Annotated in this window: 26 protein-coding genes; 20 read left to right on the top strand and 6 right to left on the bottom strand. The window is 45.0% G+C overall.

Annotated elements, in window-relative coordinates:
* Positions 1-9: 9 nt before the first annotated feature.
* On the top strand, positions 10-615 hold the full coding sequence (locus NP165_RS15725; protein ID WP_257086698.1) for a cytochrome c oxidase assembly protein: 606 nt from the start codon (positions 10-12) through the stop codon (positions 613-615).
* Positions 612-1,496 (top strand): cytochrome c oxidase subunit 3, encoded by an 885-nt coding sequence (locus tag NP165_RS15720; protein WP_257086697.1) that lies wholly within the window; start codon positions 612-614, stop codon positions 1,494-1,496. Before NP165_RS15725 ends, NP165_RS15720 begins: the two co-directional genes overlap by 4 nt.
* A gap of 16 nt (positions 1,497-1,512) precedes the next feature.
* On the opposite strand, the gene NP165_RS15715 is transcribed toward NP165_RS15720, so the two are convergent.
* The gene (locus NP165_RS15715) at positions 1,513-1,749 is read right to left on the bottom strand and encodes a DUF2909 family protein (RefSeq protein ID WP_257086696.1); all 237 of its coding nucleotides are present in this window, start codon (positions 1,747-1,749) and stop codon (positions 1,513-1,515) included.
* On the opposite strand from NP165_RS15715, the gene NP165_RS15710 reads away from it, so the two are divergent.
* From NP165_RS15710 to NP165_RS15680, 7 genes are all read left to right on the top strand, one after another.
* Positions 1,739-2,488 (top strand): SURF1 family protein, encoded by a 750-nt coding sequence (locus tag NP165_RS15710; RefSeq protein ID WP_257086695.1) that lies wholly within the window; start codon positions 1,739-1,741, stop codon positions 2,486-2,488. The two genes, NP165_RS15715 and NP165_RS15710, sit on opposite strands and share 11 nt — an antisense overlap.
* The gene (locus NP165_RS15705; protein ID WP_257086694.1) at positions 2,481-3,029 is read left to right on the top strand and encodes a redox-active disulfide-containing membrane protein; all 549 of its coding nucleotides are present in this window, start codon (positions 2,481-2,483) and stop codon (positions 3,027-3,029) included. The genes NP165_RS15710 and NP165_RS15705 overlap by 8 nt, the downstream gene beginning before the upstream one ends.
* Before the next feature lie 17 nt (positions 3,030-3,046).
* Complete coding sequence (locus tag NP165_RS15700) at positions 3,047-4,081, top strand: COX15/CtaA family protein (protein WP_257086693.1); 1,035 nt, start codon at positions 3,047-3,049, stop codon at positions 4,079-4,081.
* The gene (cyoE, locus tag NP165_RS15695; protein ID WP_257086692.1) at positions 4,078-4,974 is read left to right on the top strand and encodes a heme o synthase; all 897 of its coding nucleotides are present in this window, start codon (positions 4,078-4,080) and stop codon (positions 4,972-4,974) included. Before NP165_RS15700 ends, cyoE begins: the two co-directional genes overlap by 4 nt.
* A 60-nt stretch (positions 4,975-5,034) precedes the next feature.
* Positions 5,035-5,445 (top strand): VanZ family protein, encoded by a 411-nt coding sequence (locus NP165_RS15690; protein ID WP_257086691.1) that lies wholly within the window; start codon positions 5,035-5,037, stop codon positions 5,443-5,445.
* Between the two features lie 276 nt (positions 5,446-5,721).
* Complete coding sequence (aroG, locus tag NP165_RS15685) at positions 5,722-6,777, top strand: 3-deoxy-7-phosphoheptulonate synthase AroG (protein WP_257086690.1); 1,056 nt, start codon at positions 5,722-5,724, stop codon at positions 6,775-6,777.
* A gap of 292 nt (positions 6,778-7,069) precedes the next feature.
* Complete coding sequence (locus NP165_RS15680) at positions 7,070-7,978, top strand: aldo/keto reductase (protein ID WP_257086689.1); 909 nt, start codon at positions 7,070-7,072, stop codon at positions 7,976-7,978.
* Between the two features lie 96 nt (positions 7,979-8,074).
* On the opposite strand, the gene NP165_RS15675 is transcribed toward NP165_RS15680, so the two are convergent.
* Positions 8,075-9,676 (bottom strand): EAL domain-containing protein, encoded by a 1,602-nt coding sequence (locus tag NP165_RS15675; protein ID WP_257086688.1) that lies wholly within the window; start codon positions 9,674-9,676, stop codon positions 8,075-8,077.
* A gap of 432 nt (positions 9,677-10,108) precedes the next feature.
* Between NP165_RS15675 and NP165_RS15670 the strand changes: the two genes are divergently transcribed.
* Positions 10,109-11,284 (top strand): MBL fold metallo-hydrolase, encoded by a 1,176-nt coding sequence (locus tag NP165_RS15670; protein WP_257086687.1) that lies wholly within the window; start codon positions 10,109-10,111, stop codon positions 11,282-11,284.
* 75 nt (positions 11,285-11,359) lie between these two features.
* Here NP165_RS15670 and NP165_RS15665 read toward each other — a convergent pair whose 3' ends face one another.
* Positions 11,360-12,484 carry a mechanosensitive ion channel family protein gene (locus NP165_RS15665; RefSeq protein WP_257086686.1) on the bottom strand — a complete coding sequence of 375 codons (1,125 nt, stop codon included), beginning with the start codon at positions 12,482-12,484 and terminating at the stop codon, positions 11,360-11,362.
* Positions 12,485-12,633: 149 nt separating this feature from the next.
* On the bottom strand, positions 12,634-13,068 hold the full coding sequence (locus NP165_RS15660) for a DUF2850 domain-containing protein (protein WP_257086685.1): 435 nt from the start codon (positions 13,066-13,068) through the stop codon (positions 12,634-12,636).
* Positions 13,069-13,370: 302 nt separating this feature from the next.
* On the opposite strand from NP165_RS15660, the gene ppnP reads away from it, so the two are divergent.
* On the top strand, positions 13,371-13,652 hold the full coding sequence (gene ppnP / locus NP165_RS15655; protein WP_257086684.1) for a pyrimidine/purine nucleoside phosphorylase: 282 nt from the start codon (positions 13,371-13,373) through the stop codon (positions 13,650-13,652).
* An 80-nt stretch (positions 13,653-13,732) separates the two neighbouring features.
* Here the strand turns inward: ppnP and NP165_RS20120 are convergent, their stop codons facing one another.
* Positions 13,733-13,831 carry a DUF3953 domain-containing protein gene (locus NP165_RS20120; protein ID WP_371133754.1) on the bottom strand — a complete coding sequence of 33 codons (99 nt, stop codon included), beginning with the start codon at positions 13,829-13,831 and terminating at the stop codon, positions 13,733-13,735.
* A 61-nt stretch (positions 13,832-13,892) separates the two neighbouring features.
* On the opposite strand from NP165_RS20120, the gene NP165_RS15650 reads away from it, so the two are divergent.
* On the top strand, positions 13,893-14,171 hold the full coding sequence (locus NP165_RS15650) for a hypothetical protein (RefSeq protein WP_257086683.1): 279 nt from the start codon (positions 13,893-13,895) through the stop codon (positions 14,169-14,171).
* A 64-nt stretch (positions 14,172-14,235) separates the two neighbouring features.
* Here the strand turns inward: NP165_RS15650 and NP165_RS15645 are convergent, their stop codons facing one another.
* Complete coding sequence (locus tag NP165_RS15645; protein WP_257086682.1) at positions 14,236-15,297, bottom strand: DUF3541 domain-containing protein; 1,062 nt, start codon at positions 15,295-15,297, stop codon at positions 14,236-14,238.
* Between the two features lie 390 nt (positions 15,298-15,687).
* On the opposite strand from NP165_RS15645, the gene NP165_RS15640 reads away from it, so the two are divergent.
* From NP165_RS15640 to gntR, 8 genes are all read left to right on the top strand, one after another.
* Complete coding sequence (locus NP165_RS15640; protein ID WP_257086681.1) at positions 15,688-17,061, top strand: diguanylate cyclase; 1,374 nt, start codon at positions 15,688-15,690, stop codon at positions 17,059-17,061.
* 90 nt (positions 17,062-17,151) lie between these two features.
* Positions 17,152-17,586 carry an Mpo1 family 2-hydroxy fatty acid dioxygenase gene (locus NP165_RS15635; protein ID WP_257086680.1) on the top strand — a complete coding sequence of 145 codons (435 nt, stop codon included), beginning with the start codon at positions 17,152-17,154 and terminating at the stop codon, positions 17,584-17,586.
* A 261-nt stretch (positions 17,587-17,847) separates the two neighbouring features.
* Entirely contained in the window at positions 17,848-18,864 is a 1,017-nt protein-coding gene (locus NP165_RS15630) for a TRAP transporter substrate-binding protein (RefSeq protein WP_257086679.1), read from the top strand.
* A 68-nt stretch (positions 18,865-18,932) separates the two neighbouring features.
* On the top strand, positions 18,933-19,490 hold the full coding sequence (locus NP165_RS15625; RefSeq protein WP_257086678.1) for a TRAP transporter small permease subunit: 558 nt from the start codon (positions 18,933-18,935) through the stop codon (positions 19,488-19,490).
* Positions 19,483-20,799, top strand: coding sequence for a TRAP transporter large permease (locus NP165_RS15620; protein WP_257086677.1), 1,317 nt, complete (start codon positions 19,483-19,485; stop codon positions 20,797-20,799). The genes NP165_RS15625 and NP165_RS15620 overlap by 8 nt, the downstream gene beginning before the upstream one ends.
* 86 nt (positions 20,800-20,885) lie before the next feature.
* Positions 20,886-21,395 (top strand): gluconokinase, encoded by a 510-nt coding sequence (locus NP165_RS15615; protein ID WP_257086676.1) that lies wholly within the window; start codon positions 20,886-20,888, stop codon positions 21,393-21,395.
* Complete coding sequence (gene gnd, locus NP165_RS15610; RefSeq protein WP_257086675.1) at positions 21,382-22,875, top strand: NADP-dependent phosphogluconate dehydrogenase; 1,494 nt, start codon at positions 21,382-21,384, stop codon at positions 22,873-22,875. Before NP165_RS15615 ends, gnd begins: the two co-directional genes overlap by 14 nt.
* A gap of 115 nt (positions 22,876-22,990) precedes the next feature.
* Positions 22,991-23,992, top strand: a complete 1,002-nt coding sequence (gene gntR / locus NP165_RS15605; protein WP_257086674.1) for a gluconate operon transcriptional repressor GntR — start codon at positions 22,991-22,993, stop codon at positions 23,990-23,992.
* Positions 23,993-24,088: the final 96 nt, after the last annotated feature.

The following is a 24,088-nucleotide window of genomic DNA, read 5'->3' as shown; positions in this document are numbered from 1 at the left end:
GGCCGCGTTATGGATGAGCAAGTCAAATCCAACCGAAAGCTGACACTTAAGCTGCTCATGGCCGTGGTCGCGATGTTTGGGTTTGGCTTTGCTTTGGTGCCGCTTTATGACGTGATGTGTGATGCCTTGGGAATTAACGGTAAAACGAATACCGAATCGGCGCTTCAGCCACAAGGCATGGTACCAGACGAATCTCGTTCGATACGCGTTGAATTTATGGCGCATCGTTACCATGACATGCCTTGGTCATTTAAGCCTGAGCAAGCTTTTATGGATGTTCACCCTGGACAGGTTATCCAAACGGCTTATTTAGCCACCAATCTGTCGGATAAGCAGATTGTGGGTCAAGCCGTGCCGTCTGTTTCACCCGGATTAGGTGCGACTTACTTTAATAAAATCGAGTGTTTTTGTTTCAACCAACAGCCGTTAGCAGGTAAAGCGAACGCTGAAATGCCACTCATTTTTTATATTGAACCCGATATCCCGGATTCCATTCATACACTGACATTGTCTTACACCCTTTACGACATCACCGATAAAGCGGTCAAGCCCGTAGAAGTGGCGAAAGCGCGTCAGGAGCCTATGAATGAACAACTGCAAGGAGCAAGTCAATGAGCTCAAAACATCAGTCTTACTATGTGCCATCGCAAAGTAGCTGGCCAATTGTCGGAGCCATCTCGCTGTTTTTGATCGCTGTTGGGGCGGGCGTCACGGTACAAAACATGGCAGAAGGGGGAGATGGGAGTGTCTTTGGCAAGTTGATCCTGTTGTCGGGATTCCTATTTTTGCTGTACATGTTTGCTGGTTGGTTTAGTAGTGTGATCGCTGAATCAATGAGCGGTAAATACTCCAGCCAGATTTCTCGCTCTTTCAGACAGGGTATGAGTTGGTTCATCTTCTCTGAAGTGATGTTCTTCGGTGCGTTTTTTGGTGCACTGTTTTATGCGCGTATGGTTGCTGTTCCTTGGTTAGGAGGCGCGAGTAACAACGCGATGACCCATGAAGTGCTTTGGCCTACGTTTGAGGCTTTATGGCCACTGACCACGACACCATCTGGTGAAACTACAGAAGCCATGGGCTGGCAGGGAATCCCGCTTCTTAACACCATCATCCTGCTGACGTCTTCAGTGACGTTACACATGGCCCATGTTGCACTTGAGCAAAATCGACGCATGGCGCTGGTGGTCTGGTTGGAAATTACCATCGTTTTGGCCTGTACCTTCTTGTACTACCAAGGTGTGGAATACATCCATGCTTATCAGGAACTAGGATTAACACTTCAGTCCGGTGTTTACGGTAACACGTTCTTTTTGCTGACAGGATTTCACGGTATGCACGTGTTGCTGGGGACGATCTTTTTGACCGTATTATTGGGAAGAATTGCCAAAGATCACTTTACGCCCAAAGAGCATTTCGGCTTTCAAGCGGGTAGCTGGTATTGGCACTTTGTTGATGTGGTTTGGCTCTGCTTGTTTACCTTTGTATATGTGCTTTAACGTGCTTTTAAGCCGCTTAATACGGCCTAGAGTTCGGTTCAATCAGACCGCTTAGAAGGGCGGCAATAAGGAGAATGACCGCAAGTGCAGATAGGAAGACGCGTTTCCCAAGATAAAAGCTCATAGGCTTGTCTTGCTGTGACTCACCTTCCTCATCGCGCGGGCCTCTCACCATTTCGAACATCGCTCGGACGAGATTGAGGATGATAAACAGTAATAACACGACCAATAACAGTTTGAAGATGAAGACCATTCGGTTGTCCTTTATCGGTTTGTTGAAAAAGCCCGCATTTTTGCTGGGGATGTTATTAACTGTGGTTGCCTTTTGCTTATTGATCAACTTGGGATTGTGGCAACTGTCACGAGCTGAAGAAAAACAGCAGTTAGAGCAATATCTTAGCGAGCGTGAAACAGCTTCATTGATACCGATAACAAAGGTAAATATTGAGCAATACGAGTATTTAACAGGTTTACGGGTGACAGGGGGTTTTACCCCGATTCAAGGAAGATATGTGCTACTCGACAACCAAACACATGACGGAAAAGTGGGGTATCTGGGTTATCAATTAATGGCTTTGGAAAACGGGAAATATGTGTTGATGGAAATTGGATTTGTTGCCTCAAACGGAGATCGCAACCAATTACCATCGGTGGATTGGATGAGTAAACCGATAGAGTTGCAAGCGCGATTATATCAACGTTCTAGCAATCCATTGAGTCACGATTTACACATGGAACTGACCAGCACTCACCGAATCCAGAATTTGAACATTCCGCAGTTGTCGAAGGTTTGGAAAACGGACATTGAGCCTTATGTTGTTCAGCCGCAAAGCAAATCATGGCCATATTTACAGCCTTGGATTCCTGTTCCTCTGAGTTCAGAAAAACACTTTGGATACGCGGTTCAGTGGTTTTCTATGGCGTTGGCGTTAGCAATATTGAGTGTGTGGGTATTAATTCGAGCGCTGCGAAAAGGAGTTCATCATGAGTAATCCCGTTTTAAGAGGGCGAATCATACTGATCGCGTTAGTGTTGATGTTTGTTTTGCCTGTCATCGTGGCGAAAACAGTCTTGGTCAACCACTGGTATCACTCGGGGGTGACAAACAAAGGCGTATTAATTGAACCAAGAACCAGCTTTGAGTCTTTAGGTTTAGAGAACCCTTATCAGGAAAAGCAGTGGCAGCTTGCGTATGTCTTGCCCAAAGTATGTGATGAATTTTGTCAGCAGCAGTTGCATCTGTTGGGTCAGAGCCACATCGCGCTCGGCAAATATCAAACCCGTGTATCTCCGGTTTTGTTAGTAGCCAAAGACAGTGACGTAGGCGCAGCGAAAACTGAACCATTTAAAATCATTAACATGCGTGGGGAGATGAGCCAAATTGTCTCGGATTTTGAGTATGTCATCGTTGATCCACTAGGCCAATTGGTTATGCGTTACCCCAAAGCGGATTCGCAAGACTTGTTGGTCAGTCAGAGCAAAAACGTGCTGGCTGATTTAAGAAAACTATTGAAGCTTTCTCGCGTAGGTTAGGGCAAGGAGTGGCGCATATGGGGTTAACCAATCTGGTTCGGCTGAGCATAGTATTAACGTTTGTGGTCATCATGCTTGGGGCGTACACGCGATTAGCCGATGCGGGACTTGGCTGCCCCGATTGGCCGGGTTGCTATGGTCACCTGAGTGTACCGAACGAAAGCCATGAAATTGCGCTCGCAAAATCGCTTTATCCTTCGTTGACCGTTGAAGCTCACAAAGCTTGGCTTGAAATGATCCATCGCTACTTTGCCGGAACGCTGGGGCTAGTGGTATTTGCCATAACCTTCCTCTGTTTAAAAAGCCGAGTGGTGTCATTCGGGTTACCTGTTGCGCTCTCGCTGGTGATTGTATTTCAGGCGCTGCTTGGAATGTGGACAGTCACGATGAAGTTGATGCCGATTGTTGTTATGGGGCACTTACTGGGTGGATTCACCATGTTCAGTTTGCTTTGCCTGCTGTATTGGAAGTTACGAGATAAGCAGCAGCCCGCAGAAACCGCGGTGACGGAGTCAGCAGGACTGAAGGTTTTGGCGATGATCACGCTGATTTTACTTATGTTTCAGATAGCGCTCGGTGGCTGGACGTCATCCAACTACGCTGCCTTAATGTGTACGAGTTTACCTATCTGTCAGGGCAACTGGGTGGAATATCTCGACTTTAAAACCGCCTTCCAATTGCTTCAGCCACACAGCGAAAGTTACGAGTTTGGCACGCTAGACTACGGTGCGCGGATGACGATACACGTCACGCACAGAATTGGCGCGGTGCTTGTAACACTGTTCTCGCTGGTGCTTATCTACCGCTTAATGAGCCAGTCAAACACAGGACTTAGTAAAGCAGGGCGTCAGGTTGGAGTGTTACTGGTTATTCAGCTAATGCTAGGAGTGAGCAATGTCTTGTTCAGTTTACCTTTAGTGATAGCAGTAGCGCACAATCTAGGGGCAGCACTGTTGTTTGTGTCTGTTCTGCAGGTGAACTATTTGCTGCTTAAACGTAGCAACAAAGTGGTGGCGAGTTCAGGGTTAGTCAGTGAGGAGAGCGCACGATGAGCAAAACGATCAGTTATGTTTCAGAACCCCATAAGGCGACGTGGCGTGTGTATCTAACGCTGACCAAACCAAAGGTTGTCGCGCTTATGTTGCTTACGGCTTTGGTTGGCATGTGTTTGTCGGTTCCGGGAGCACTGCCGATAATGCAAGCGTCGCTTGGGCTTATAGGGATAGGCTTAATGGCGGGTTCGGCAGCGGCGTTCAACCACCTAATTGATAGACGAATCGATGCAGTGATGGCCAGAACCTATAAGCGACCACTCCCGTCCGGCGAAGTGAATGCCGTGCATGTCTTCTCCTTTGCAATTTCGATTGGCGCAGTGGGATTTGTGATTCTATACGCTTGGGTCAATCCGTTGACTGCTTGGCTTACGTTCGCGAGCTTATTGGGTTATGCGGTTATCTATACCATGTACCTGAAGAGGGCGACACCGCAAAACATCGTGATTGCGGGTATAGCGGGCGCGATGCCTCCACTGCTTGGTTGGACAGCCGTGACTGGCGAACTGCACGCGAACGCTTGGCTGCTTGTGATGATTATCTTCATTTGGACGCCTCCCCATTTTTGGGCGTTAGCGATTCACCGCAAAGATGACTATGCCAAAGCCAATATCCCAATGCTGCCAGTAACGCACGGCGTTGAATACACCAAGACATCCATCTTGCTCTACACCGTTTTGCTCGCACTGGTGTGTTTACTGCCAGCGCTGGTGGGAATGAGTGGTATGTTTTATTGGGTGGGGGCCACATGTTTGAGCTTAGGGTTCATCGGTTACGCTTGGAAGCTAAAGTTCAACCCAGAGAAAGGGTCGGCGGTGGCGACGTTTGTATTCTCCATTTATCACTTGATGATCTTATTTGTGCTACTACTTGTCGACCATTATTTAACCTAAAGCGCTTTCAACGGGCATAGACATAAAGTACTCTTTGCTTCCTATTATGGAGGTACATTGATGTCTGCGTCTTTCCCGTCTGATTTTTTTAATAAAAGACTTTGTCTTCTGATGTGTGCCATCGGGCTTGTGAGCGTTGCGTCGTTAGCAAAGTCATTGGGCAGGTATGAATACGCGGTATTAGATGTGGAAGATTGGTTAGGCGGTGCGTGGGCATTACACACGTGCGTTTCGATCAGCTTAGGTTTTATTGCTTCTTGGGCAACACCAAAACGCTACCTCCAACAAGCCACATTACCCATTTCTCCCTGGATTTGGATGTTGCTCGTTATTGTGACGTTTGACGAAATTACGCAGTTCTTCAACTCAAATCGACACTTTTCATTGCTGGATTTGAGCATCAACATAAGTGGCGTCATCATAGGCGCGCTCTTTTATCTCGCTTACTTTCGAATGCGCTATTCTCGCTAGTTTCCATTTCTACTTAACTTTCTATCTTCTTAACTTTCTATCTTCAGCAATGTTTATTAAGGCTTAGGGGAGATATTACTTATAATGTACATTTTATTTTACACGAACTGTAAATTGTAAAATGACCATGAATATTGCCTTTTGGTGAAAATAGTGCTTGCAACCTTCATTTTTGATAGATAAGTTACAAGGAACAGGAAATAACAAAGTTGAGCGTTTATGCACCAAATCCTTTAGATGCCGCGCTTAAACCAAGAAAATAGGAAGTAGTAAGCCATGTTTCAGACCGATGATGTTCGAATTAGTAAAGTAAAAGAATTATTGCCACCCGTTGCTGTTTTAGAGAAATTTCCCGCGACAGAAACGGCCTCTTCAACCACGTTCCGTTCACGTGCTGCCATTTCCGATATTCTAGCGGGCAAAGATGATCGTTTGCTTGTGATTATTGGCCCATGTTCTATTCACGACCCAGAAGCTGCGATTGAATACGGCAAGCGCTTAAAGGTGTTGCGTGATGAACTCGGAGATCGTCTAGAAGTTGTCATGCGTGTTTATTTTGAAAAGCCGCGTACAACGGTGGGTTGGAAAGGTCTGATCAATGACCCTTACATGAATGACACATTTAAGATTAACGATGGCTTACGTTTAGGTCGTAAACTTCTTCTTGATTTGACCGATATGGGCTTGCCAACAGCGAGTGAGTTCCTAGATATGATCACCCCGCAGTACGTTGCAGATCTTATCAGTTGGGGTGCTATCGGCGCACGTACAACGGAGTCGCAAGTACACCGTGAGCTTGCGTCTGGTCTGTCTTGCCCTGTTGGCTTTAAAAATGGTACTGATGGCAACATCAAGATCGCGTCTGATGCTATCCGTTCTGCTAGCGCGTCTCACCACTTCTTATCAGTAACGAAATACGGTCATTCCGCGATTGTTGAAACGGCGGGTAATCCAGATTGCCACATTATTCTTCGTGGCGGTAAAGAACCAAATTACAGCGCAGAGCACGTTGCAGCGATTAAATCTGAACTTGAGAATTCGGGTCTACCACAAAAAGTGATGATTGATTTTAGCCACGCAAACAGCTCGAAACAGTATCAACGCCAAATGCTGGTGGCAGAAGACGTAGCAGGTCAAATTTCGAATGGTGAAGATGCGGTATTCGGTGTGATGATCGAATCTCACTTAGTGGAAGGTCGCCAAGACTTGGTTGATGGTGTTGCACCAACTTACGGCCAGTCAATCACGGATGCGTGTATCGGCTGGGATGACACTGAAAAAGTATTGCGCCAACTAGCAGACGCCGTCGAAACGCGCCGAAAAAATAAGTAATTAGCCCGATTTGAGGTTAATTTAATCAGATTAAAACGGGTTCTCAGCAGAGAGCCCGTTTTTTATGGATACCATTTATCTTCCGACAAATCCGGCGAGCACTTTACCTCACTCGTCAACTAAGATACTGGGGGATTTGTAAGCAACGCCTGTTGAATAACTGGATGTTGCCTCACCTTGACCGCCTGAAAACCGCATTTTTCTTACTCAAGTTCGAATTTATCAATAGTGTACGTTGAGCTATTGGCGAAACACGCTTAGTGTTATAGGCAGATATTTTAGGAGGTAAAATATGGTGTCGAAAGTAACTGTCGCCCCTCAAGGGCCAGATATGTCGGAACTAGTTCAAGGGTATTGGCGCTTGGCTGAGTGGGATATGACCCCTCAGCAACGTTTGTCGTTTTTAAAACAGCATATCGACTTAGGGATTACAACGGTCGATCATGCGGACATCTACGGCAATTACGAATGTGAAACGTTGTTTGGTGAAGCGGTTAAACTAGAACCATCGATTCGTGATCAAATTGAAATTGTCACTAAGTGCGATATCAAGTTGTGTGGTGACAAAACACCAGAACGTAAGATCAACCACTACGATACAAGCGTTGCTCACATCTACGAGTCTGTGAACAATTCACTTGAACGTCTGAATATCGATTGTATCGATGTGTTGCTCATTCACCGCCCTGATGCGTTGATGGATGCTGACGAAGTCGCAGAAGCATTCAGTGAGTTACAAAAGGTTGGTAAAGTGAAACACTTTGGTGTCTCTAACTTTACACCTCGCCAATTTGAGTTGCTGCAATCTCGAGTGTCTAAGCCTTTGGTGACGAACCAAGTTGAAATTAATCCGCTCAATTTTGATGTTGTTCATGATGGCACATTAGATCAATTGCAAATGCAGCGCGTACGTCCTATGGCGTGGTCGTGCCTTGGTGGGGGCAGTATCTTTACTGGTGCGACGGAACAAGCCGAACGCGTACGTGCGGAGCTAGAGTTGATTCGTCAAGAAGTCGGTGCAGAAAGTATTGAACAAGTGATTTATGCTTGGGTACGCCGTTTACCGTCAAAGCCGTTACCCATTATTGGTTCTGGTAAAATTGAGCGCGTGGCTGCGGCTGTTTCAGCGTTGGAGATTGAGCTAACGCGCGAACAGTGGTACCGCGTTTGGGTCGCCTCGAAAGGGCATGGGGTGCCGTAGAAGTCCGCATCTAACAAAATACCAAAGCCAGCGATTGCTGGCTTTTCTGTTCTTTGTGGAATGAATGAGTTCAGTGAGGTTTCTGTGTTGAACTGCCTAGCCTTTCCAGCGTGGAATCGGCTGAGAGAGGTCAAAGGCTTCATTGGTCATTCGATGGAACGTGGCTAAGTCATCCGGCTTGATAGGTTTCGCGTAGTAGAAGCCTTGAATGTATTTAACACCTAATAGTTGAAGCTGCTCTATTTGTGGCTCGGTTTCTACACCCTCAGCGATGACCTTCATGTCTAAATCGTCAGCAAGTTGAATCATCGATTTTAAAACGGGCTTAATATTGGAATCGGTATGCAAACTTTTAATGAAAACCTTATCGATTTTGACCACATTAAATTTCATCATCCGTACCAGATTTAGCCCTGAATATCCGGTTCCGAAATCATCAATCGCTATCTCAAACCCCAGATTTTGGATTGCTTTTAGGTTGGCAAGAGCAATGTTTAGCTGTTCGCTCGTTAACTCTACATTCTCCGTGAGTTCCAGTAAAATGCTTGAAACGTAGTTAGGGTGCAGCTCTTTGTATCGCTCAAGATATTCGACAAATTCCGTTTCGACAATCTGGTGGCGGCTAATATTAATACTAATGTAGTTCTCGTTTAAATAGGCAGGATTCTTCTCTAGAAACCCCGTGATCTCTTTAAAGATATATTTAGTGATTTTATCAATTGCGCCTAACTTTTCTGCAAGCGGTATAAATTGCTCAGGAGACATTTTACCCTGCACCGGGTGATTCCAGCGCACGAGTGCTTCGCTTCCAACCAACTTACGCGAATTGATATCAACAATTGGCTGCAAATAAAGCTCGATTTGTTCTTCTTTGATTGCCGTCAGCAACGCGTATTCGATGGAGAGCCTCGCCAGCGCTTGATAACGAACAGTTACGTAAATCAGCGAAATGATCAGTGAGACAAGGATGATTTCGTCCAAATAGGAGAGATAATGATGTTTGTAGGCATCTAGCGTAAGGAAAACAGAGACCGTAAAAGGGTAAAGATTTGAAGAGAAGCGATAGCTTTCTCCACGGTCTATTTTTGTTTCAGCGAAGTTAGATTGGATAACTTGATCCATGACCTTTATTTTGTATCCATACATTCGTTGTTCGAATGCAGGGGTAACCAAATCTAAAAATTGTTGGGGAGGCAGTAAAGCGTTGATACCGCGGCGTTGATCACGAGAAACGTAAATGAAGACGGTTTGGAGCTTACTTTTCGATTCTTTTAAAGTAACGGTTATGTTGCTCTCAGACGCTTGGAGCCTTTGCAGTGTTGAGTTGAATAAACGGATTTTCGTTTGTCCTTCGTTGCTCGTGCAGTAGACAACGCCATTGTTATACAAACCCACTTCTTTCATTATTTCGGAGTTGAATACTTCCGATTGCAAATCCAATCTATCTTGAACGCTACAGTCATCACCTACTTTTCGCTCTAATACCTGCAAGTTGTCTGCAATATTATCTATATAACGTTCTAACTGGCTGATCGAGGCACTCCCATCAGACATCACCTGCTCTCTCAACACGTAATAGTTGACGGCAGCAGCGATAAACATCACACACGCAAAAATACCAATAATTGGCATCAAGTGTGGGAAGTGGAGGTAAGCTGTTCTGACCACTTTTTTCAAGTTGGGATTATTTTGCGTCATTCCGGATCATTTTGTCTTCCAGTTTTGTCCACTATAAAAGGTATTTCGTCTAACATGCTAGCGAAATTAGTCGGTTACGGTTACTGCCCGTACAATTTCGTCGTATTTCTCATTGCTGTCTCAATTTTGAGAATGAAGGGCGATGTTGTTTTCTACTAAGAACTCAACAGCTTAGCAGAAACGGTTTAGAAAAAATGAGATATAAGCACTAGTGTTCATATGGTTTTGTTAACAAGTGACATAATATCGGAGAAGTCGCTCGCGTTGTGGAAGCATTGCGATGAAGACGTTTTATGTGATTGTGTTTAACGTGTTCTCGAAATGAAACACAAGCTTCAAATTCAGCGGCTATCTGGTCATGAAATCGACACATTCGCCTGTTTACAATCATTTCAAACAAGACAAATTTTTGATAGCCATTTGAGATCTGAAATGAGCAATGGAATAAAAACATCGGTCGCCACCGCCATGGACTTTGTCGGTTTGAACTTCTTATCAGATGAGCGCACCCGCTCTGATTTACAAAACAGCGAGCAAGAAAGACTGGATAAAATAGCCTCGTCACAGCAGTTTAAAGATGGAAAAGCGATTGCTCGAATGCCTAAGGTAGCTAGCCCAGAAAGTATGTTGTCGGTCATGTGGAAGCTTGTATGCGGTCGCAACCAGCTGAGACCACAGACAGAATTGCCTTATGTTCCTGTCGATACTATGAGACTGGAAGAAAGGAGTAAGGAACTTCGTGTGACATGGTTAGGTCACTCTAGCCTGTATATAGAAATGGAAAAGACCCGTATTTTGATCGATCCTGTGTTTGAATACGCGTCTCCCTGGATTGCGAAGTCTTGGTATGACCGAAACGTGAGTTCTCCCGTAAGCCGAGACAAACTCCCCACTCCTGATGTTATCGTTATTTCCCATGACCACTATGATCACTTAGAAGAATCGACAGTGAGGTTTTTCGCAAACAGCGGTGTTAGATTTTTTGTTCCTCTTGCGGTCGGCAGACACCTTGAGAAGTGGGGTGTTGACCCCAAAAATATTCGTGAGTTTGATTGGTGGGACGAAGTGCTATTTGAAGGTGTGAGGTTTGTCGCGACACCGGCTAATCATAACTCAGGTCGGACAGGCTTTGATTCAAACTCAACGCTTTGGTGCTCTTGGGCATTACTCTGTGAATCTGGCTCGCTGTTTTATAGTGGAGATACAGCCTACGATCGTCACTTTAAGCAGATAGCCGACGAACTTGGGCCATTTGATATGGCGTTTATAGAGGTTGCCGCGAATGTCAAAGATGGCAAAGGCTTCCCAGTTGAGAATTGGGGGCATATGCAAGCTCGTCATACTGTCCGAGCATTTAACGATTTGAATGCGGGTAAATTATGCCCGATCCATTGGTGCACCTATGAACTATTCTCTCATCAGTGGGATGAACCCATGCTTGATCTGTTATCCGAAGTAGAAGGAAGTGATATCGATCTCGTGACACCCATGGTGGGTCAAACGTTTAACGTCCATAGCGACGGTTGTCACTTTCACTGGTGGGAAGAGACCTTCACGGAACAAGTTCTTCAAACGGACGAGTTGGTGAGCTCAGTAGGGCGTTCATAGTCGATTAGCAGCGCCACATCGGCGCTGCTTTTTATGTCATGTTAAGAATTATATCGCGTTAAGAAGGTTTTTTTGTCACTCTTTTCCTTGCAATTCATGTTGAGAAGAAAAAGCCTTAGCCGATAAATCCTGAACTTCCAATGGATTAATTTTCAGCGTTTGAGTCGGGAAGGCGACTTGGGCGTTATTATCTCGGATAATCTGCATTATCTTCAGCAAAACATCTTGCTTCACTTTATGAAAGCGAACCCAATTAACGGTTTTGGTAAACGTGTAGACCATCAAATCCAACGATGATGCTCCAAACGCGTTAAAGTTGACGATGAGTGTTTGTTCGGTATCAATATCAGGGTGGTTTTCCAGCATTGCTTTAATATCGCTGACTATCGCCGCCACCTTAGCCCCATCGTCATATCGAATGCCAATGTTTTCATAAATACGGCGGTTCAGCATCCGAGATGGGTTCTCCACCACAATGCTGCTAAAGACAGAATTTGGAACATACAAAGGACGTTTATCGAATGTGCGTATGACCGTCATTCGCCAGCCAATGCGTTCTACTGTGCCTTCAATCTGGCGATCAGGAGAGCGAACCCAATCGCCGACTTTAAATGGTCGGTCGAAGTAAATCATCATGCCACCAAAGAAATTCGAGAGCAGATCTTTGGCTGCGAAACCGACGACTAAACCACCCACACCACCAAATGTCAGTAGCCCAGACAAACTGAGTCCAAATGCTTGCATGATGGTTAGTGTGCCGAGAACAATAATGAATAGCCTAGACACCTTCGCAACGGCTTGAACGGTTGTTTCATCATGGCTCTTTTGCGTTAAAGCGTACTCTTCAATATTGTTGACCAAACGCATCGTCACCCAAATAAAGATACCGATGATCAATAGCAATTTCAGAGTACTTAGCCAATCCAGTTTTGAGCTAAAGTGATCCTCTAACACGAACCCTAAAGATAAGGTTGCAGGCCAGCACCATATCAATGTGCTAATCGGCGTTTTGATTGAGGCTAACACCATGTCATCCCAGTGAAAACGGGTTTTCTCTACGAGAACTTCTAATCGGTTGTAAATGATTCGCCAGGCGAGCCAAGCGATAAAACTGGCGATTGTGATAAGTAGGACGTTGGTATCCCATTTTTCTAGTATTGAGAGAATAGGTTCAGGCAAGTAGGAAAGTAGCTGATTCATTGTATTGAGCGTAACCAGTGAAAATATGAAACCAGTATATACTCAATTATCGATTAGAATCAGTATCCACAGAGGGTCATCGTCTTAGTTCTGGAAATAAATGAGAGAGAAAGGGCTTTTTAAATGTGGGGGGAGAGTCAGGTTGGTTGTTAGCTTCCGAAATGCTCACTTAATGCGGCGCGGCGGTTTTTTGCCCCGCCACCTTCCTCGCTGATGGTATCTTCATAACCTTCTTTGACAAACCTCTGCGGCGGACTGTTAGGTTGGAGTCTTTTCAATTGAGGTGATTTGAACGTGCCAACAATTTGATAAACGAACGTGCCTTCGCCAGTGGTGATATAGATTTTCTTCCCGTCAAATTCAAAATGGGTTGCGATAAAGCGTTCATTTCTCAGTACTTTATTTTCACCTAACTCAAGCACTTCCGTATTGTATTGAGGTGTTCCGATTTCAATCCATCGACCATAGACGTGCTTAGGGTTTACAAAATCTTGATAGCTGAAGTAAATCAATGCAGAAAAACCAATAGCGAAAGAAACAGGAAGAGTAGTAAGTAGGAGTTTTACAATTTTCGTTTTTTCCATAACTACGTAATAGGCCTGAGAGTGAATGTTTTTGGAGGAGAAACCCTCTCGTCGAATAAAACAAGACTGTAAAAGATTGAGTGATAACGCAATTAACCATAGATAAAAATTTGATACTTAGTCCAAAATTAGCCCTAAAAAAGTTAGGTTTTTATATTTTATCAACACTCAAATGTGCAGTTTCAATCAGATTGTTTTTACTGCGCCTGCTCATAATACGCTTGCTTGGTATAACGAATTCGTATAAAAAGTGAGATTCATATTGGATGTTGCCCGACTTTTGGGTAGTCATGGAGGAAGTAATGATCAAGGTAAACAGCTATTTTGAAGAGAGTGTAAAGTCACTAGGTTTTACGCAAGGTGACGAACAATCCAGCGTGGGTGTTATGCTCGCAGGGGAGTACACCTTTGGTACAGGCGCGCCAGAGCGAATGACCGTTGTGAAAGGTGAAATGAGCATTAAGCGTGCAGGCGAAGAAGAATGGTCGACGTTCAAAGATGGTGAATCTTTTGACGTTGTGGGTAACTCTTCATTTGATATTCGCCTTCCTGTTACAACCGCTTATCTGTGCGAGTACCTCTAAGATATCCTTAGACTTTATTCTTATTGACGCTGCATCATCTGATGTGGCGTTTTTATTTGAGTTGTCTAGCAAACCGGCATCTACTCCCGCTCATTTTCTGCTACAAAAACGACATGCCCCTTAGATTTATCCCTCTCGCGTAATTCGGAAATGCCGAATGTAACTGCAGTAAATATCAAGTTTATCAAAATGACGCTTAGCTATACTTAGAATATGTTGAAGCGACTTAAGGGGATAACTATGGCTGTGGCACCTAAGCATTCAGACCATCGCACTGGCTATGACCCTAGTCAGGATATGACTCCTGAACAGCTGCATCGATTTGGTAAAGTGGCGCACAAAGCTCAAAAACACAGAGACAAAGTAGCCGCCAAGCGTTCCATATTAAGTGCCGCAAAGGATGCAGCATTTCAACCAGTCATTCGACCAAAGAAAGCGAAGTCTCATACGGTTCGCTACGCGATTTGGATGATCGTCGTGTTAATTGTTTCTCTGTGGCTTATGCACTTTGCCGCGTAGTTGAAATGGGTCATCGCCTCTATATCTATAAGTGTCTATATATAAGTGATAGAGGCGATGGATATTATTTAGCGATCAACCCGTAAGGGATTCTTGAAAGTACTTTGGGGTGAGTCGTAACCTTCGGGGCTGGGTTAACTTGCTGCCAGTCGAGTAACATAATGGCAAGAACATTGCGGTGTTCACCCTTACCAATATCAAAATCACCACTCACAGATGGGATCATTCCTCTGTCTTTATCAATCGATTGTTGTATCGCTTGACGTGTTTTTTCGACAACAGGGTCATCTTCTAAGCCTGCGAGCAGGAAGCTAATTCCAATCTCGGCAATAATATCTTCCTTTGCACGAAGTAGAATCGTATCAATATTGTTGCGGAAGTAGTCATAGATCCATTGGTATTGCTTTTCGCTGACTTTGTGTTGGTAGTACCCAGAATCCGCTAAAATGATGTGGGTTAAGCCATATAGCTTGTTTCCATATTGCTGTTCGGAAAGGGCATTATCCATGTTGTCTGGATAAGTTTCTTTGAGAGCGTCAATAAATTCTTCAACGACATCTTGCTCATCGAGCTGGCGAAGCCAGAAAACTTGATTAGCGAGTTGAGCCGCCCATGCTTTGATCATTTCTGGATTCGTGGCGAACTTTTTGAAATCGTAACGACGAATGACTTTACGTAGCTTTTCGTCTTCTATGTGTTTGAGTCCGTACTCATTCGCCCTTGCCATAGACCCCAATAAATCGACGCCTAAGTACAGGTATTCTGGCATTTGTCGAGTCGCGGCGTACCGTCTTTGGCTTCTTTCGCCAGTTTCGCCAATGTATCCAGACACTCTTCTTTCGGAATGCAGCGCGATTTGCTTGGGTGTGTGCACTTCAGCCGCGAAGCGATTTAAACGGCTGGCAACCCTAGCCATATCACTCCAGATGGCCGCAGCATATTTGTCATCTAAGGTTTGACGATACATTCTTAGCCCGTAATGGCCTTCGGTAAAGGCAGGCAGAGTATAGAGCTGAGTTTCGTAGGTTTGCTTGATCGTATTTGCGGATTCCTCATAGCTGCTAAAGGCCAAAACTGAGGGTATGAGGATAAGTCCGAGTATAAAGGCGAGTATTCTTTGACGCATAATATTTTCCATAACAATTAAGCGAGTCTGAGATTTTATATCACAATGTCGTCTCTACCCACATTTATGTGAGTTAAGCGCTTAGCGAGTAAATTGTGCTCCAATACAAGTTAGCAAGGTTTTCCATGTGCGATGTAAGCAGCGCGTCAACGTGTGGCAAGAAATAGATATAAGCCAAAATTGTGCTCATCTCACGTATTCAACTGATTTAGCGGATTAAATCCCACCAAAATCGATGTTTTTTTGTCGGAAAGTGGTGAAAAATTGACTAATTTCATGTATGTTTTGGCGCTTCTGGATGATGAAATAACTAATATTATCAATACGTCATCGTGATTTATGAATTTTTAATCTAAGTATCATGAAGTGGGTATATCGAATGGAGCACGGATGGGATATCGCTTAGCTAAACACTGGCACGTTGTTAGCTTATTTATTTTTCTTACCACGATTTCGATCATCTTGGTTGAGTACTTGGAAAGTGCTCAGAAGTCTTTTCTGCGTGACAGTTTACGTTCCCGTGCCAAAGACGAACTGTCTATCATTCGCTCCCAACTTGAATCTTTGGTCGTTTCCGATATCTATGTTGCAAATGGTTTGAATACATTAATTGCTGTAAACCCAGACGTTGATTTATCTGGCTGGGATCTCATTGCCGCAAGTATCATGCGTAAGAGTAACAACATACGTCTTATTGGTTTAGCGCCTGACAATGTCATTAGCCACGTTTACCCTATGGAAGGAAATGAACGAGCAATTGGACTTGACTACCGCACTGTGCCTAGCCAGTGGCGGACAATCGAAAAGGCGACCGAACTACAAGAGATTTATATCGCTGGCCCTGTTGAACTGGTTCAAGGTGGTAGAGCATTAATTGCGCGAGTGCCTATCTATTTAGATCCTCCTTATAATACTCGTTACTGGGGAATGTGCAGCAGCGTGATTGATCTGGGCGGGCTTTTTAAAGACGCTGGTATTGCTGCATTTGAAGAAAAATACAATTTCGCTATTCGAGGTGTGGACAGTGAGGGGTGGAATGGCGACTTGTTTTATGGTTCGCAGTCTACCTTTGATGCTGCACTAGCTGTTGAGATTGTTAACTTCCCACACGGCGGATGGGTGCTTGCCGCATCAGAGAAGCAAGATTTGTTAAATCACAGCGAGTGGTATCGAGTTCACACTGCACGTTTGATTGGTTATCCAATACTCCTTGTTTTGTTGCTTGCCTTTGGCCAGATTTATCGTTTGTACGTGGTTGCGAATCGACGAGCCCTCCAAGATGAATTAACGAAATTACCCAATCGACGCTACTTTATGTACACCATCGAAACGTACTTTGAATCAGCGCAGAGCAGTCAAAATGACAACGTAAAATTTGCTTTACTTAACGTTGATCTTGATAAGTTTAAAGAAGTTAACGATACCTATGGTCATGCCGCGGGCGATGAGGTACTTATCGCAACCGCTGAGCGAGCAACCAAAGCTTTGCGTTCCTCGGATTTGGTTGCGAGGATTGGCGGTGATGAATTTTTAGTGCTGATTCCTCGAGTGACAAACCAATCGACTGTAGAAATAGTCGTTGAAAAGCTGAAAAAAGCCATCAGCCAAACCCCTATAACGTTTGAGAATCATCTGATCGATATTGATGTGAGTGTCGGATGCGTTCTTTATCAGCCTGAGTTTAATAGTGTGGAAGATATGTTACACGCTGCCGATTCAAGTATGTATGAGATTAAGAACGCCAAGTCACAAACGTTTGACTAAACAAACGTCAGGCTAAGTTGTTATTGATTACTGCGCATAACTGACCAAAGCATGCTATAGAAAAAGAGATAGGTTTGTTTTGAGGTTGTTATGCGTAACTTGACACAATGGCTCTCAGATTATGGGGAGAGTCACCAACATCCAATCAACAAAAAAATCCATACGGTTGCGGTGCCAGGTATTTATTTGTCTGTAGTTGGCTTGATATGGTCGATTCCAACCGTTTCAATTTATGGTGTTTCATTAAACTGGATTTGGGTGGCCATGATTCCCTTAATGGTGTTTTATTTTAGGCTTTCATTGAGTGTTTTTATGATGATGCTCGGATTCACGCTAGCCTGTGTGTGCCTCATTTGGTCGTTAGAGTTGCTCCAGTTACCCGTTCTGATGGTATCGCTTCTGATGTTCGCCATGTTTTGGCTGCTTCAGTTTATTGGCCATAAAGTTGAAGGGAATCATCCCTCATTTTTTGATGATTTCACGTATTTGCTGATAGGACCGATTTGGGTTTTCCGTAAACAGTAATCCACCACCGTCTATTCATCAGAGTGTTTCCCGCCTCACGCGTGAGTCCTTAGCGTGAGGGTGATCACAATCTCTAATCCTATTTTGTTTCCTTATATTAACAAAAATAAAACTTGTGATTTCTGTCATGGAAAACGTTTTCCTGTTACCGGTAACATTGCTACCAAAGTTACCGGTAACATATAACAATTAACCGGATCAACCAATCGGCAGGTAAATGCTAGATTGGAGACATGAAACAAAACAAGGATACCCCCGACTATGAAAGCGATGACCAAAACTTTGCTTGCTGCCTCTATTACTGGACTGTTTTCTGTGTCTGCACTTGCAGCTGACTTTAAACTAAAAATCCAGTCTTCTGACCCATCTGGTGATTTGAATTTCCAAGTTCAACAAAACTGGGCAGATCGCGTTGAAAAGATGTCTAACGGTCGTATCGACATAGACTTGTTACCAGTAGGCGCGGTGGTTAAGCACACAGAAACGCTTGGCGCGATTAAAATGGGTATTCTGGATGGTCAAGTCACGGCGACGGGTTACTTCTCTGGTAAAGATCCTGCATTCGGCTTGATTGGTAACACGGTAGGTGCGTGGTCTGACACAACGCAACTACTGCAATACATGAACTACGGCGGTGGTAATGAGCTGATGACTGAGCTTTACGCTCCTTACGGTGTGAAGTTCGTTGGCGCGTCAACAACAGGCGTAGAATCGTTCATCTCTAAAAAGCCAATCGATGGTGTGGCTGACCTGAAAGGTCTAAAACTGCGCGCGCCAGAAGGTCTAGTTCAACAAGTGTTTGCCGCAGCTGGCGCAACACCAGTTAACCTACCAGGTTCAGAAGTGTTTACTGGTTTGAGCAAAGGCGTTATCGATGCAGCGGACTACACGGTATTTTCGACAAACCAAAAAGCGGGCATGAACGACATCGCGACACACCCAGTTCAGCCAGGCTTCCACTCGCTACCGCTTATCGATATCTCTATTTCTCAGAAGAAATGGGACAAGATGCCTGAAGACCTGCAGACTATTCTACAAACGTCGGTACGTGACTTCTCTTACGATATGACGACCCAGCTAAAAATGGCTGATCAAGCAGCGGTAAAAGAAGCGCAGGCAAATCCAGATATCACTATTCACAACTGGTCTGACGAAGAGCGTAAGAAGTTCCGTGAAATCGCGAAATCACAATGGAAAGTGTTTGCTGAACGTTCCCCAAATGCACAAAAAGTGTATGAATCAGTGACAACATTCCTAGAAACAAACGGCCTTTTATAAGTTCGTTGATTTAGCAAGCTTCTCTCAGGAGGGCTGTGGTCCTCCTTATTTTTTGGGAAAAGATGGTAATGACTGATAAAACCCCACACGTTCCTCACGAACAAGAAGAACAGCCAAGAAACTTTCTTGATAAAGCGATCATTAAGATCAGTAATGTACTGAGTTGGTTCTTCATCTTTACGGTACTGATTTCTTTCTACGAAGTTGTGATGCGATATGTGTTTGATGCGCCAACGACTTGGGTGCATGAAACGGCTTCGTTTATTGGCGGTTCACTGTTTATCGTCGGTGGTATTTACGCTTTTGCAGCGAACAAACACGTACGAGTCGTGCTGATTTACGATTCGGTTTCCAATCAAACGCGCAAATACCTTAACTTGGTTCACCACGTTGTCGGTTTAGCGTTTGCTGGTATGTTGGCGTACGCCTCCTACGCGATGGCGATGGAGTCATGGTTTACACCTTGGGGTGAATTGCGCCTCGAAACGTCAGGCTCGGTGCTGAATGCGCCATATCCCGCACTTCTTAAAGGTCTGATTTTCGTCGTCCTTTGTATTCTTGTTGTTCAGTATGTATTGCACCTAATCCAAGAGATTATGGGTCTAAGGAAGAAAGACGATGTTTGATTTATCTTCTATTGGCATTGCATGGGGTAGTTTACTCATGCTGGTCATGATGATCGGCCTATTACTTACGGGTATGCAGTTGGCGTTCGTGACAGGCTTTGTTGCGATTTTCTTCACCCTTTGCTGGTTTGGCCCAGACGCATTGCCACTGATTGCGAGCCGTACCTACAGCTTTGCTTCAGGCTACGTATTCTTAGCCGTACCGATGTTTGTTTTGATGGCGGCGCTTTTAGACCGTTCGGGCATCGCTAAAGACCTGTTTGACGCGATGAAGTCGGTTGGTCGCAAAGTTCGTGGCGGCGTTGCAGTACAGACTCTTTTGGTTGCGGTACTGTTGGCATCAATGTCGGGCGTAATCGGTGGTGAGACGGTGCTACTGGGCATTCTGGCATTGCCACAAATGCTGCGTTTAGGTTACGACCGCAAACTGGCGATCGGTACTACCTGTGCTGGTGGTGCGCTAGGTACCATGTTGCCGCCAAGTATCGTTCTGATCATCTATGGCATGACGGCAAGTGTGTCTATCGGTGACCTGTTTAAAGCGTCATTCTTACCAGCGTTTATTCTGGCAGGTTGTTACATCGCTTACGTACTGATTCGTTGTAAGTTGAACCCTTCTCTTGCGCCAATTCCAAGCGATTCTGGCGAAGAAGAAGAGCCTCAAGTGAGCTACTTTAAAGCGCTGTTCTTCCCGCTGCTTTCTGTCGCGGTGGTACTTGGCAGTATCTACACTGGTGTAGCCTCAGTGACCGAAGCGTCGGCTCTGGGTGTAGTGGGTATCATGATTTCAGCCATCATCCGTGGCGAGATGAACGTCAAAATGCTCAAAGAGAGTGCCATCGCAACCATGCGTACCTGTGGCATGATCATGTGGATCGGCATCGGTGCGAGTGCGCTAGTTGGCATCTACAACCTAATGGGCGGTATCGACTTTGTAGAAGAAGTGATTCTTGGCCTAAGTGGCGGAAGTGCATTGCTGACATTGCTTATCATGATGGTGATCTTGTTGGTACTGGGTATGTTCCTTGACTGGGTAGGCGTTGCGCTACTGACGATGCCAATCTTTGTGCCGATTGTGGTTAGCCTAGGCTACGACCCGATTTGGTTTGGTGTTGTGTTCTGTCTCAACATGCAGGTGTCTTTCTTGTCGCCACCGTTTGGTCCGGCTGCATTCTACCTGAAATCTGTTGCGCCAAAAGACATCAGCCTTGGCGAGATCTTCCAGTCACTACTGCCATTTATCGGCCTACAAATCTTTGTGTTAAGCCTTGTGATCATGTTCCCTGAACTGGCCATGTGGTGGAAATAACCAATACCGAATTTTGTATTAGCAACACACCCATTTGGGTCACACAGCCTTCAGTGAGCGCTGAAGGCTAAGGATAGTATTGTCCAATGAAAGCGAAAAAAATCTTAGTTATGGGCGTATCAGGTTGTGGTAAAAGCCTGATTGGTAGTGAGATTGCCAAAGCGCTGGGTTTACCTTTCCATGATGGGGATGATTACCACCCGAAAGCGAACGTGGAAAAAATGGCGCAAGGCATTCCGCTCAACGATGAAGACCGCATTGGCTGGTTAGAAACGCTTAATCGTATATATGTTAACAATGACGCAGCGGTGATTGCATGTTCGGCGCTTAAGCCTTCATATCGCGATATTTTACGTCGCGACAATGACGAGCTAGTTATCGTCTATCTACAAGGTGATTTTGATACCATCTGGTCTCGTCATCAACAGCGCGCTAATCATTACTTCAACGGTGAAGCTATGCTTAAGAGCCAATTTGAAGCGCTTATCGAGCCAGAAAAAGACGAAGCCTTGTTTATCGACATTTCTGCTGATGTGCCACAAGTATTGACCGCAGCATTAAAAGCGATAGAGGAGTCAAACAATGACGCAATCTAACATCGCAATGATTGGCTTGGGAGTGATGGGGAAAAGCCTAGCGCTAAACCTTGTCGATCATGGCTTTAACGTCACTGGTTTTGATATCAGTGATAAGCACAAACAGACGGCACTAGATGACGCAAAGGTACTGACGCCGAAGGGCGATAAAGGACGATTAATTACCGTTGATAGTTTGGTTGAATTGCTGGGTTCACTAGCCAAGCCGCGAGTGATTGCGCTATCTGTACCCGCAGGAGAGATTGTCGATAACGTTGTACAGGACCTACTTAACGCAGGCTTAAGTAGTGAAGATATTGTTATCGATACTGGCAATAGTCTATGGACTGACACTGAAGCACGTGAGCAGCGTTATCAAGGCCAACTGCGCTTTTTTAGTACCGCAGTATCGGGCGGTGAAGTGGGGGCGCGATTTGGTCCAGCCTTGATGGCAAGCGGCAATCGAGACGCATGGAATTACATTGAACCGATGTGGCATGCAATCGCAGCAAAAGTGGACGAGCAGGGTCTACCAGTTGGTCCGTTTGATCAAGGCGAGCCATGCGCCGCGTACTTGGGACCAGCAGGAGCGGGTCACTACGTGAAAATGGTGCACAATGGGATCGAATACGCAGACATGCAGTTGATCTGCGAAGCGTACCATTTTATGTCTGACATTCTGGGTATGAGTGCGCAAGAGATCGGCGGCACCTTTTCTGACTGGAATAAAGGGGTTCTTAATAGCTACTTGATGGAAATCAGTGCGGATATTCTACAAACGCCAGACCCAGTGACAGGAAAACCCTTTGTCGAAGTGGTGCTGGACAAAGCGGGTCAAAAAGGCACTGGCTTATGGACTGCGGTGAACAGCTTGCAAGAGGGCGCGCCAGCTCCGACCATCGCTCAAGCTGTGTTTGCTCGCGCGCAAAGTGGACAAAAAGCGGTGCGAGTAAAAGCGAGTACCGTGCTGAAAACTCAAAGTGTAAAAGACAACAACGTAGATAAGCAACAAACTCTGGATGAACTTCGAGACGCACTTTATTGCGCCAAGCTTGCAGTATATGCGCAAGGGTTTGATTTAATGAATAGCACGTCTGAGAAAGAGGCGTGGCAGCTAGACTTTGCTCAAATAGCAAAAATCTGGCGCGCTGGGTGTATTATCCGCGCGGCATTTTTGCAAGAAATCACCAGTGCGTATCAAGCACAAAGCCAGCTGGAGAATTTATTGTTCTCTCAACACTTTGTTCAAGAAGTTGAGAAGCGAACTTTAGGATGGCGTAAAACGGTGGCGAATTCAGCACTCACAGGTGTTCCTATGCCAGGGATAAGCTCTGCACTCGGGTACTTTGACGCATTACGATGCGATGTATTGCCTGCCAACCTTCTTCAAGCGCAGCGGGATTACTTTGGTTCCCATACTTATTCAAGAGTGGATGAAGCAGAAGATCGTAAGTTCCACATGAGTTGGAGTGAAGAGCCAAGAAGCCAAAAAGAGGTGTAAGTTTAAAGCGTTTGTCTTAGGGTGAACGCTTTTTTGTTATCCACGCCAACGAAAATGATTGTCGCGATGGGTACAATGTTACCAGTAACACAACAAGTAGAATAAAAAATAAACAATGACAATTAAGAAGAAACGTCCAACGTTGCAAGATATCGCAGATCGGGTAGGGGTGACTAAAATGACAGTCAGCCGCTGCTTGCGCGACCCTTCTCAAGTTTCAGAAGCAATCCGAGAAAAAGTTGAACAGGCGGTTGAAGAGCTCGGCTATATCCCTAACCGGGCACCGGATATTCTCTCTAACGCAAAATCCAACGCAATTGGTGTGCTGGTTCCATCGTTAACGAACCAGGTGTTTGCTGAAGTGATTCGTGGTATTGAATCGGTGACTACACCTGCGGGTTATCAAACCATGATTGCCCACTACAGCTACAGTGAAGCACTTGAAGAACAAAGTATCGCTTCGCTTCTCTCATACAACGTTGACGCGATCATTCTTTCCGAGAACGTCCACACCGAGAAAGCACGCAAAATGCTACAAACGGCCTCCATTCCCGTGGTGGAAATTATGGACTCCTACTCACCGCGTATTGAGCAGGCGGTAGGGTTTGATAACACCCAAGCGGCTAAAGACATGACCAAAGCGATGCTGGCTCAAGGCTGTGAGCAAATCGCCTATTTTGCTGCGCGGATGGATCAACGAACACGTCTTAAAATGGAAGGCTATCGGCAAGCGCTCGATGAAGTGGGTAAAACAGCGATTACTTTGCAGACGGATGAGGCCTCGTCTTTCACATTGGGTTCGAAACTACTTGGCGAGGTTTTAGATAAGCATCCCAATGTTGATGGCATTTTTTGTACGAATGATGACTTAGCGATAGGTGCACTTTATGAGTGTCAGCGCCGTGGAATATCGATTCCTGACCAAATGGCAATCGCTGGATTTCATGGTCACGATATCAGTCAGGTGATGATACCCAAGTTAGCAACGGTACTGACACCAAGGGAAGAGATAGGAAAAGTCGCTGCCCAGCAACTGATAGAGCGTTTAAAAGGCAGCCAAGACTGGCCTGAATGCATCGACCTTGGCTACAAGATTGAGGTGGGTGAAAGTGTTTGAATTTGCAAAATGCAAAATCAAATTCGCACAAAGCAATTGATTTGCATTTTGGTAATTCATTATGCACCATGTTTTTAGTATATTGATGCTTAATTA

This window comes from Vibrio japonicus (assembly GCF_024582835.1).
GTDB classification, from domain to species: domain Bacteria; phylum Pseudomonadota; class Gammaproteobacteria; order Enterobacterales; family Vibrionaceae; genus Vibrio; species Vibrio japonicus.
The sequence above is the reverse complement of the archived record's forward strand: the minus strand, read 5'-3'. Positions and strand labels throughout refer to the sequence as shown.

What these genes read in the sequence shown, in the direction of transcription:
- NP165_RS15620 (WP_257086677.1), top strand. Translation starts at nt 19,483, where the DNA reads ATGTTTGATTTATCTTCTATTGGCATTGCATGGGGTAGTTTACTCATG.
- NP165_RS15690 (WP_257086691.1), top strand. Translation starts at nt 5,035, where the DNA reads ATGTCTGCGTCTTTCCCGTCTGATTTTTTTAATAAAAGACTTTGTCTT.
- NP165_RS15660 (WP_257086685.1), bottom strand. Translation starts at nt 13,068, where the DNA reads ATGGAAAAAACGAAAATTGTAAAACTCCTACTTACTACTCTTCCTGTT.
- NP165_RS15710 (WP_257086695.1), top strand. Translation starts at nt 1,739, where the DNA reads ATGAAGACCATTCGGTTGTCCTTTATCGGTTTGTTGAAAAAGCCCGCA.
- cyoE (WP_257086692.1), top strand. Translation starts at nt 4,078, where the DNA reads ATGAGCAAAACGATCAGTTATGTTTCAGAACCCCATAAGGCGACGTGG.
- NP165_RS15680 (WP_257086689.1), top strand. Translation starts at nt 7,070, where the DNA reads ATGGTGTCGAAAGTAACTGTCGCCCCTCAAGGGCCAGATATGTCGGAA.
- NP165_RS15705 (WP_257086694.1), top strand. Translation starts at nt 2,481, where the DNA reads ATGAGTAATCCCGTTTTAAGAGGGCGAATCATACTGATCGCGTTAGTG.
- NP165_RS15715 (WP_257086696.1), bottom strand. Translation starts at nt 1,749, where the DNA reads ATGGTCTTCATCTTCAAACTGTTATTGGTCGTGTTATTACTGTTTATC.
- ppnP (WP_257086684.1), top strand. Translation starts at nt 13,371, where the DNA reads ATGATCAAGGTAAACAGCTATTTTGAAGAGAGTGTAAAGTCACTAGGT.
- NP165_RS15615 (WP_257086676.1), top strand. Translation starts at nt 20,886, where the DNA reads ATGAAAGCGAAAAAAATCTTAGTTATGGGCGTATCAGGTTGTGGTAAA.
- NP165_RS15725 (WP_257086698.1), top strand. Translation starts at nt 10, where the DNA reads ATGGATGAGCAAGTCAAATCCAACCGAAAGCTGACACTTAAGCTGCTC.
- NP165_RS15700 (WP_257086693.1), top strand. Translation starts at nt 3,047, where the DNA reads ATGGGGTTAACCAATCTGGTTCGGCTGAGCATAGTATTAACGTTTGTG.
- NP165_RS15625 (WP_257086678.1), top strand. Translation starts at nt 18,933, where the DNA reads ATGACTGATAAAACCCCACACGTTCCTCACGAACAAGAAGAACAGCCA.
- NP165_RS15665 (WP_257086686.1), bottom strand. Translation starts at nt 12,484, where the DNA reads ATGAATCAGCTACTTTCCTACTTGCCTGAACCTATTCTCTCAATACTA.
- NP165_RS15645 (WP_257086682.1), bottom strand. Translation starts at nt 15,297, where the DNA reads ATGCGTCAAAGAATACTCGCCTTTATACTCGGACTTATCCTCATACCC.
- NP165_RS15640 (WP_257086681.1), top strand. Translation starts at nt 15,688, where the DNA reads ATGGGATATCGCTTAGCTAAACACTGGCACGTTGTTAGCTTATTTATT.
- gnd (WP_257086675.1), top strand. Translation starts at nt 21,382, where the DNA reads ATGACGCAATCTAACATCGCAATGATTGGCTTGGGAGTGATGGGGAAA.
- NP165_RS15635 (WP_257086680.1), top strand. Translation starts at nt 17,152, where the DNA reads ATGCGTAACTTGACACAATGGCTCTCAGATTATGGGGAGAGTCACCAA.
- NP165_RS15675 (WP_257086688.1), bottom strand. Translation starts at nt 9,676, where the DNA reads ATGACGCAAAATAATCCCAACTTGAAAAAAGTGGTCAGAACAGCTTAC.
- NP165_RS15670 (WP_257086687.1), top strand. Translation starts at nt 10,109, where the DNA reads ATGAGCAATGGAATAAAAACATCGGTCGCCACCGCCATGGACTTTGTC.
- NP165_RS15650 (WP_257086683.1), top strand. Translation starts at nt 13,893, where the DNA reads ATGGCTGTGGCACCTAAGCATTCAGACCATCGCACTGGCTATGACCCT.
- aroG (WP_257086690.1), top strand. Translation starts at nt 5,722, where the DNA reads ATGTTTCAGACCGATGATGTTCGAATTAGTAAAGTAAAAGAATTATTG.
- NP165_RS15630 (WP_257086679.1), top strand. Translation starts at nt 17,848, where the DNA reads ATGAAAGCGATGACCAAAACTTTGCTTGCTGCCTCTATTACTGGACTG.
- NP165_RS15720 (WP_257086697.1), top strand. Translation starts at nt 612, where the DNA reads ATGAGCTCAAAACATCAGTCTTACTATGTGCCATCGCAAAGTAGCTGG.
- gntR (WP_257086674.1), top strand. Translation starts at nt 22,991, where the DNA reads ATGACAATTAAGAAGAAACGTCCAACGTTGCAAGATATCGCAGATCGG.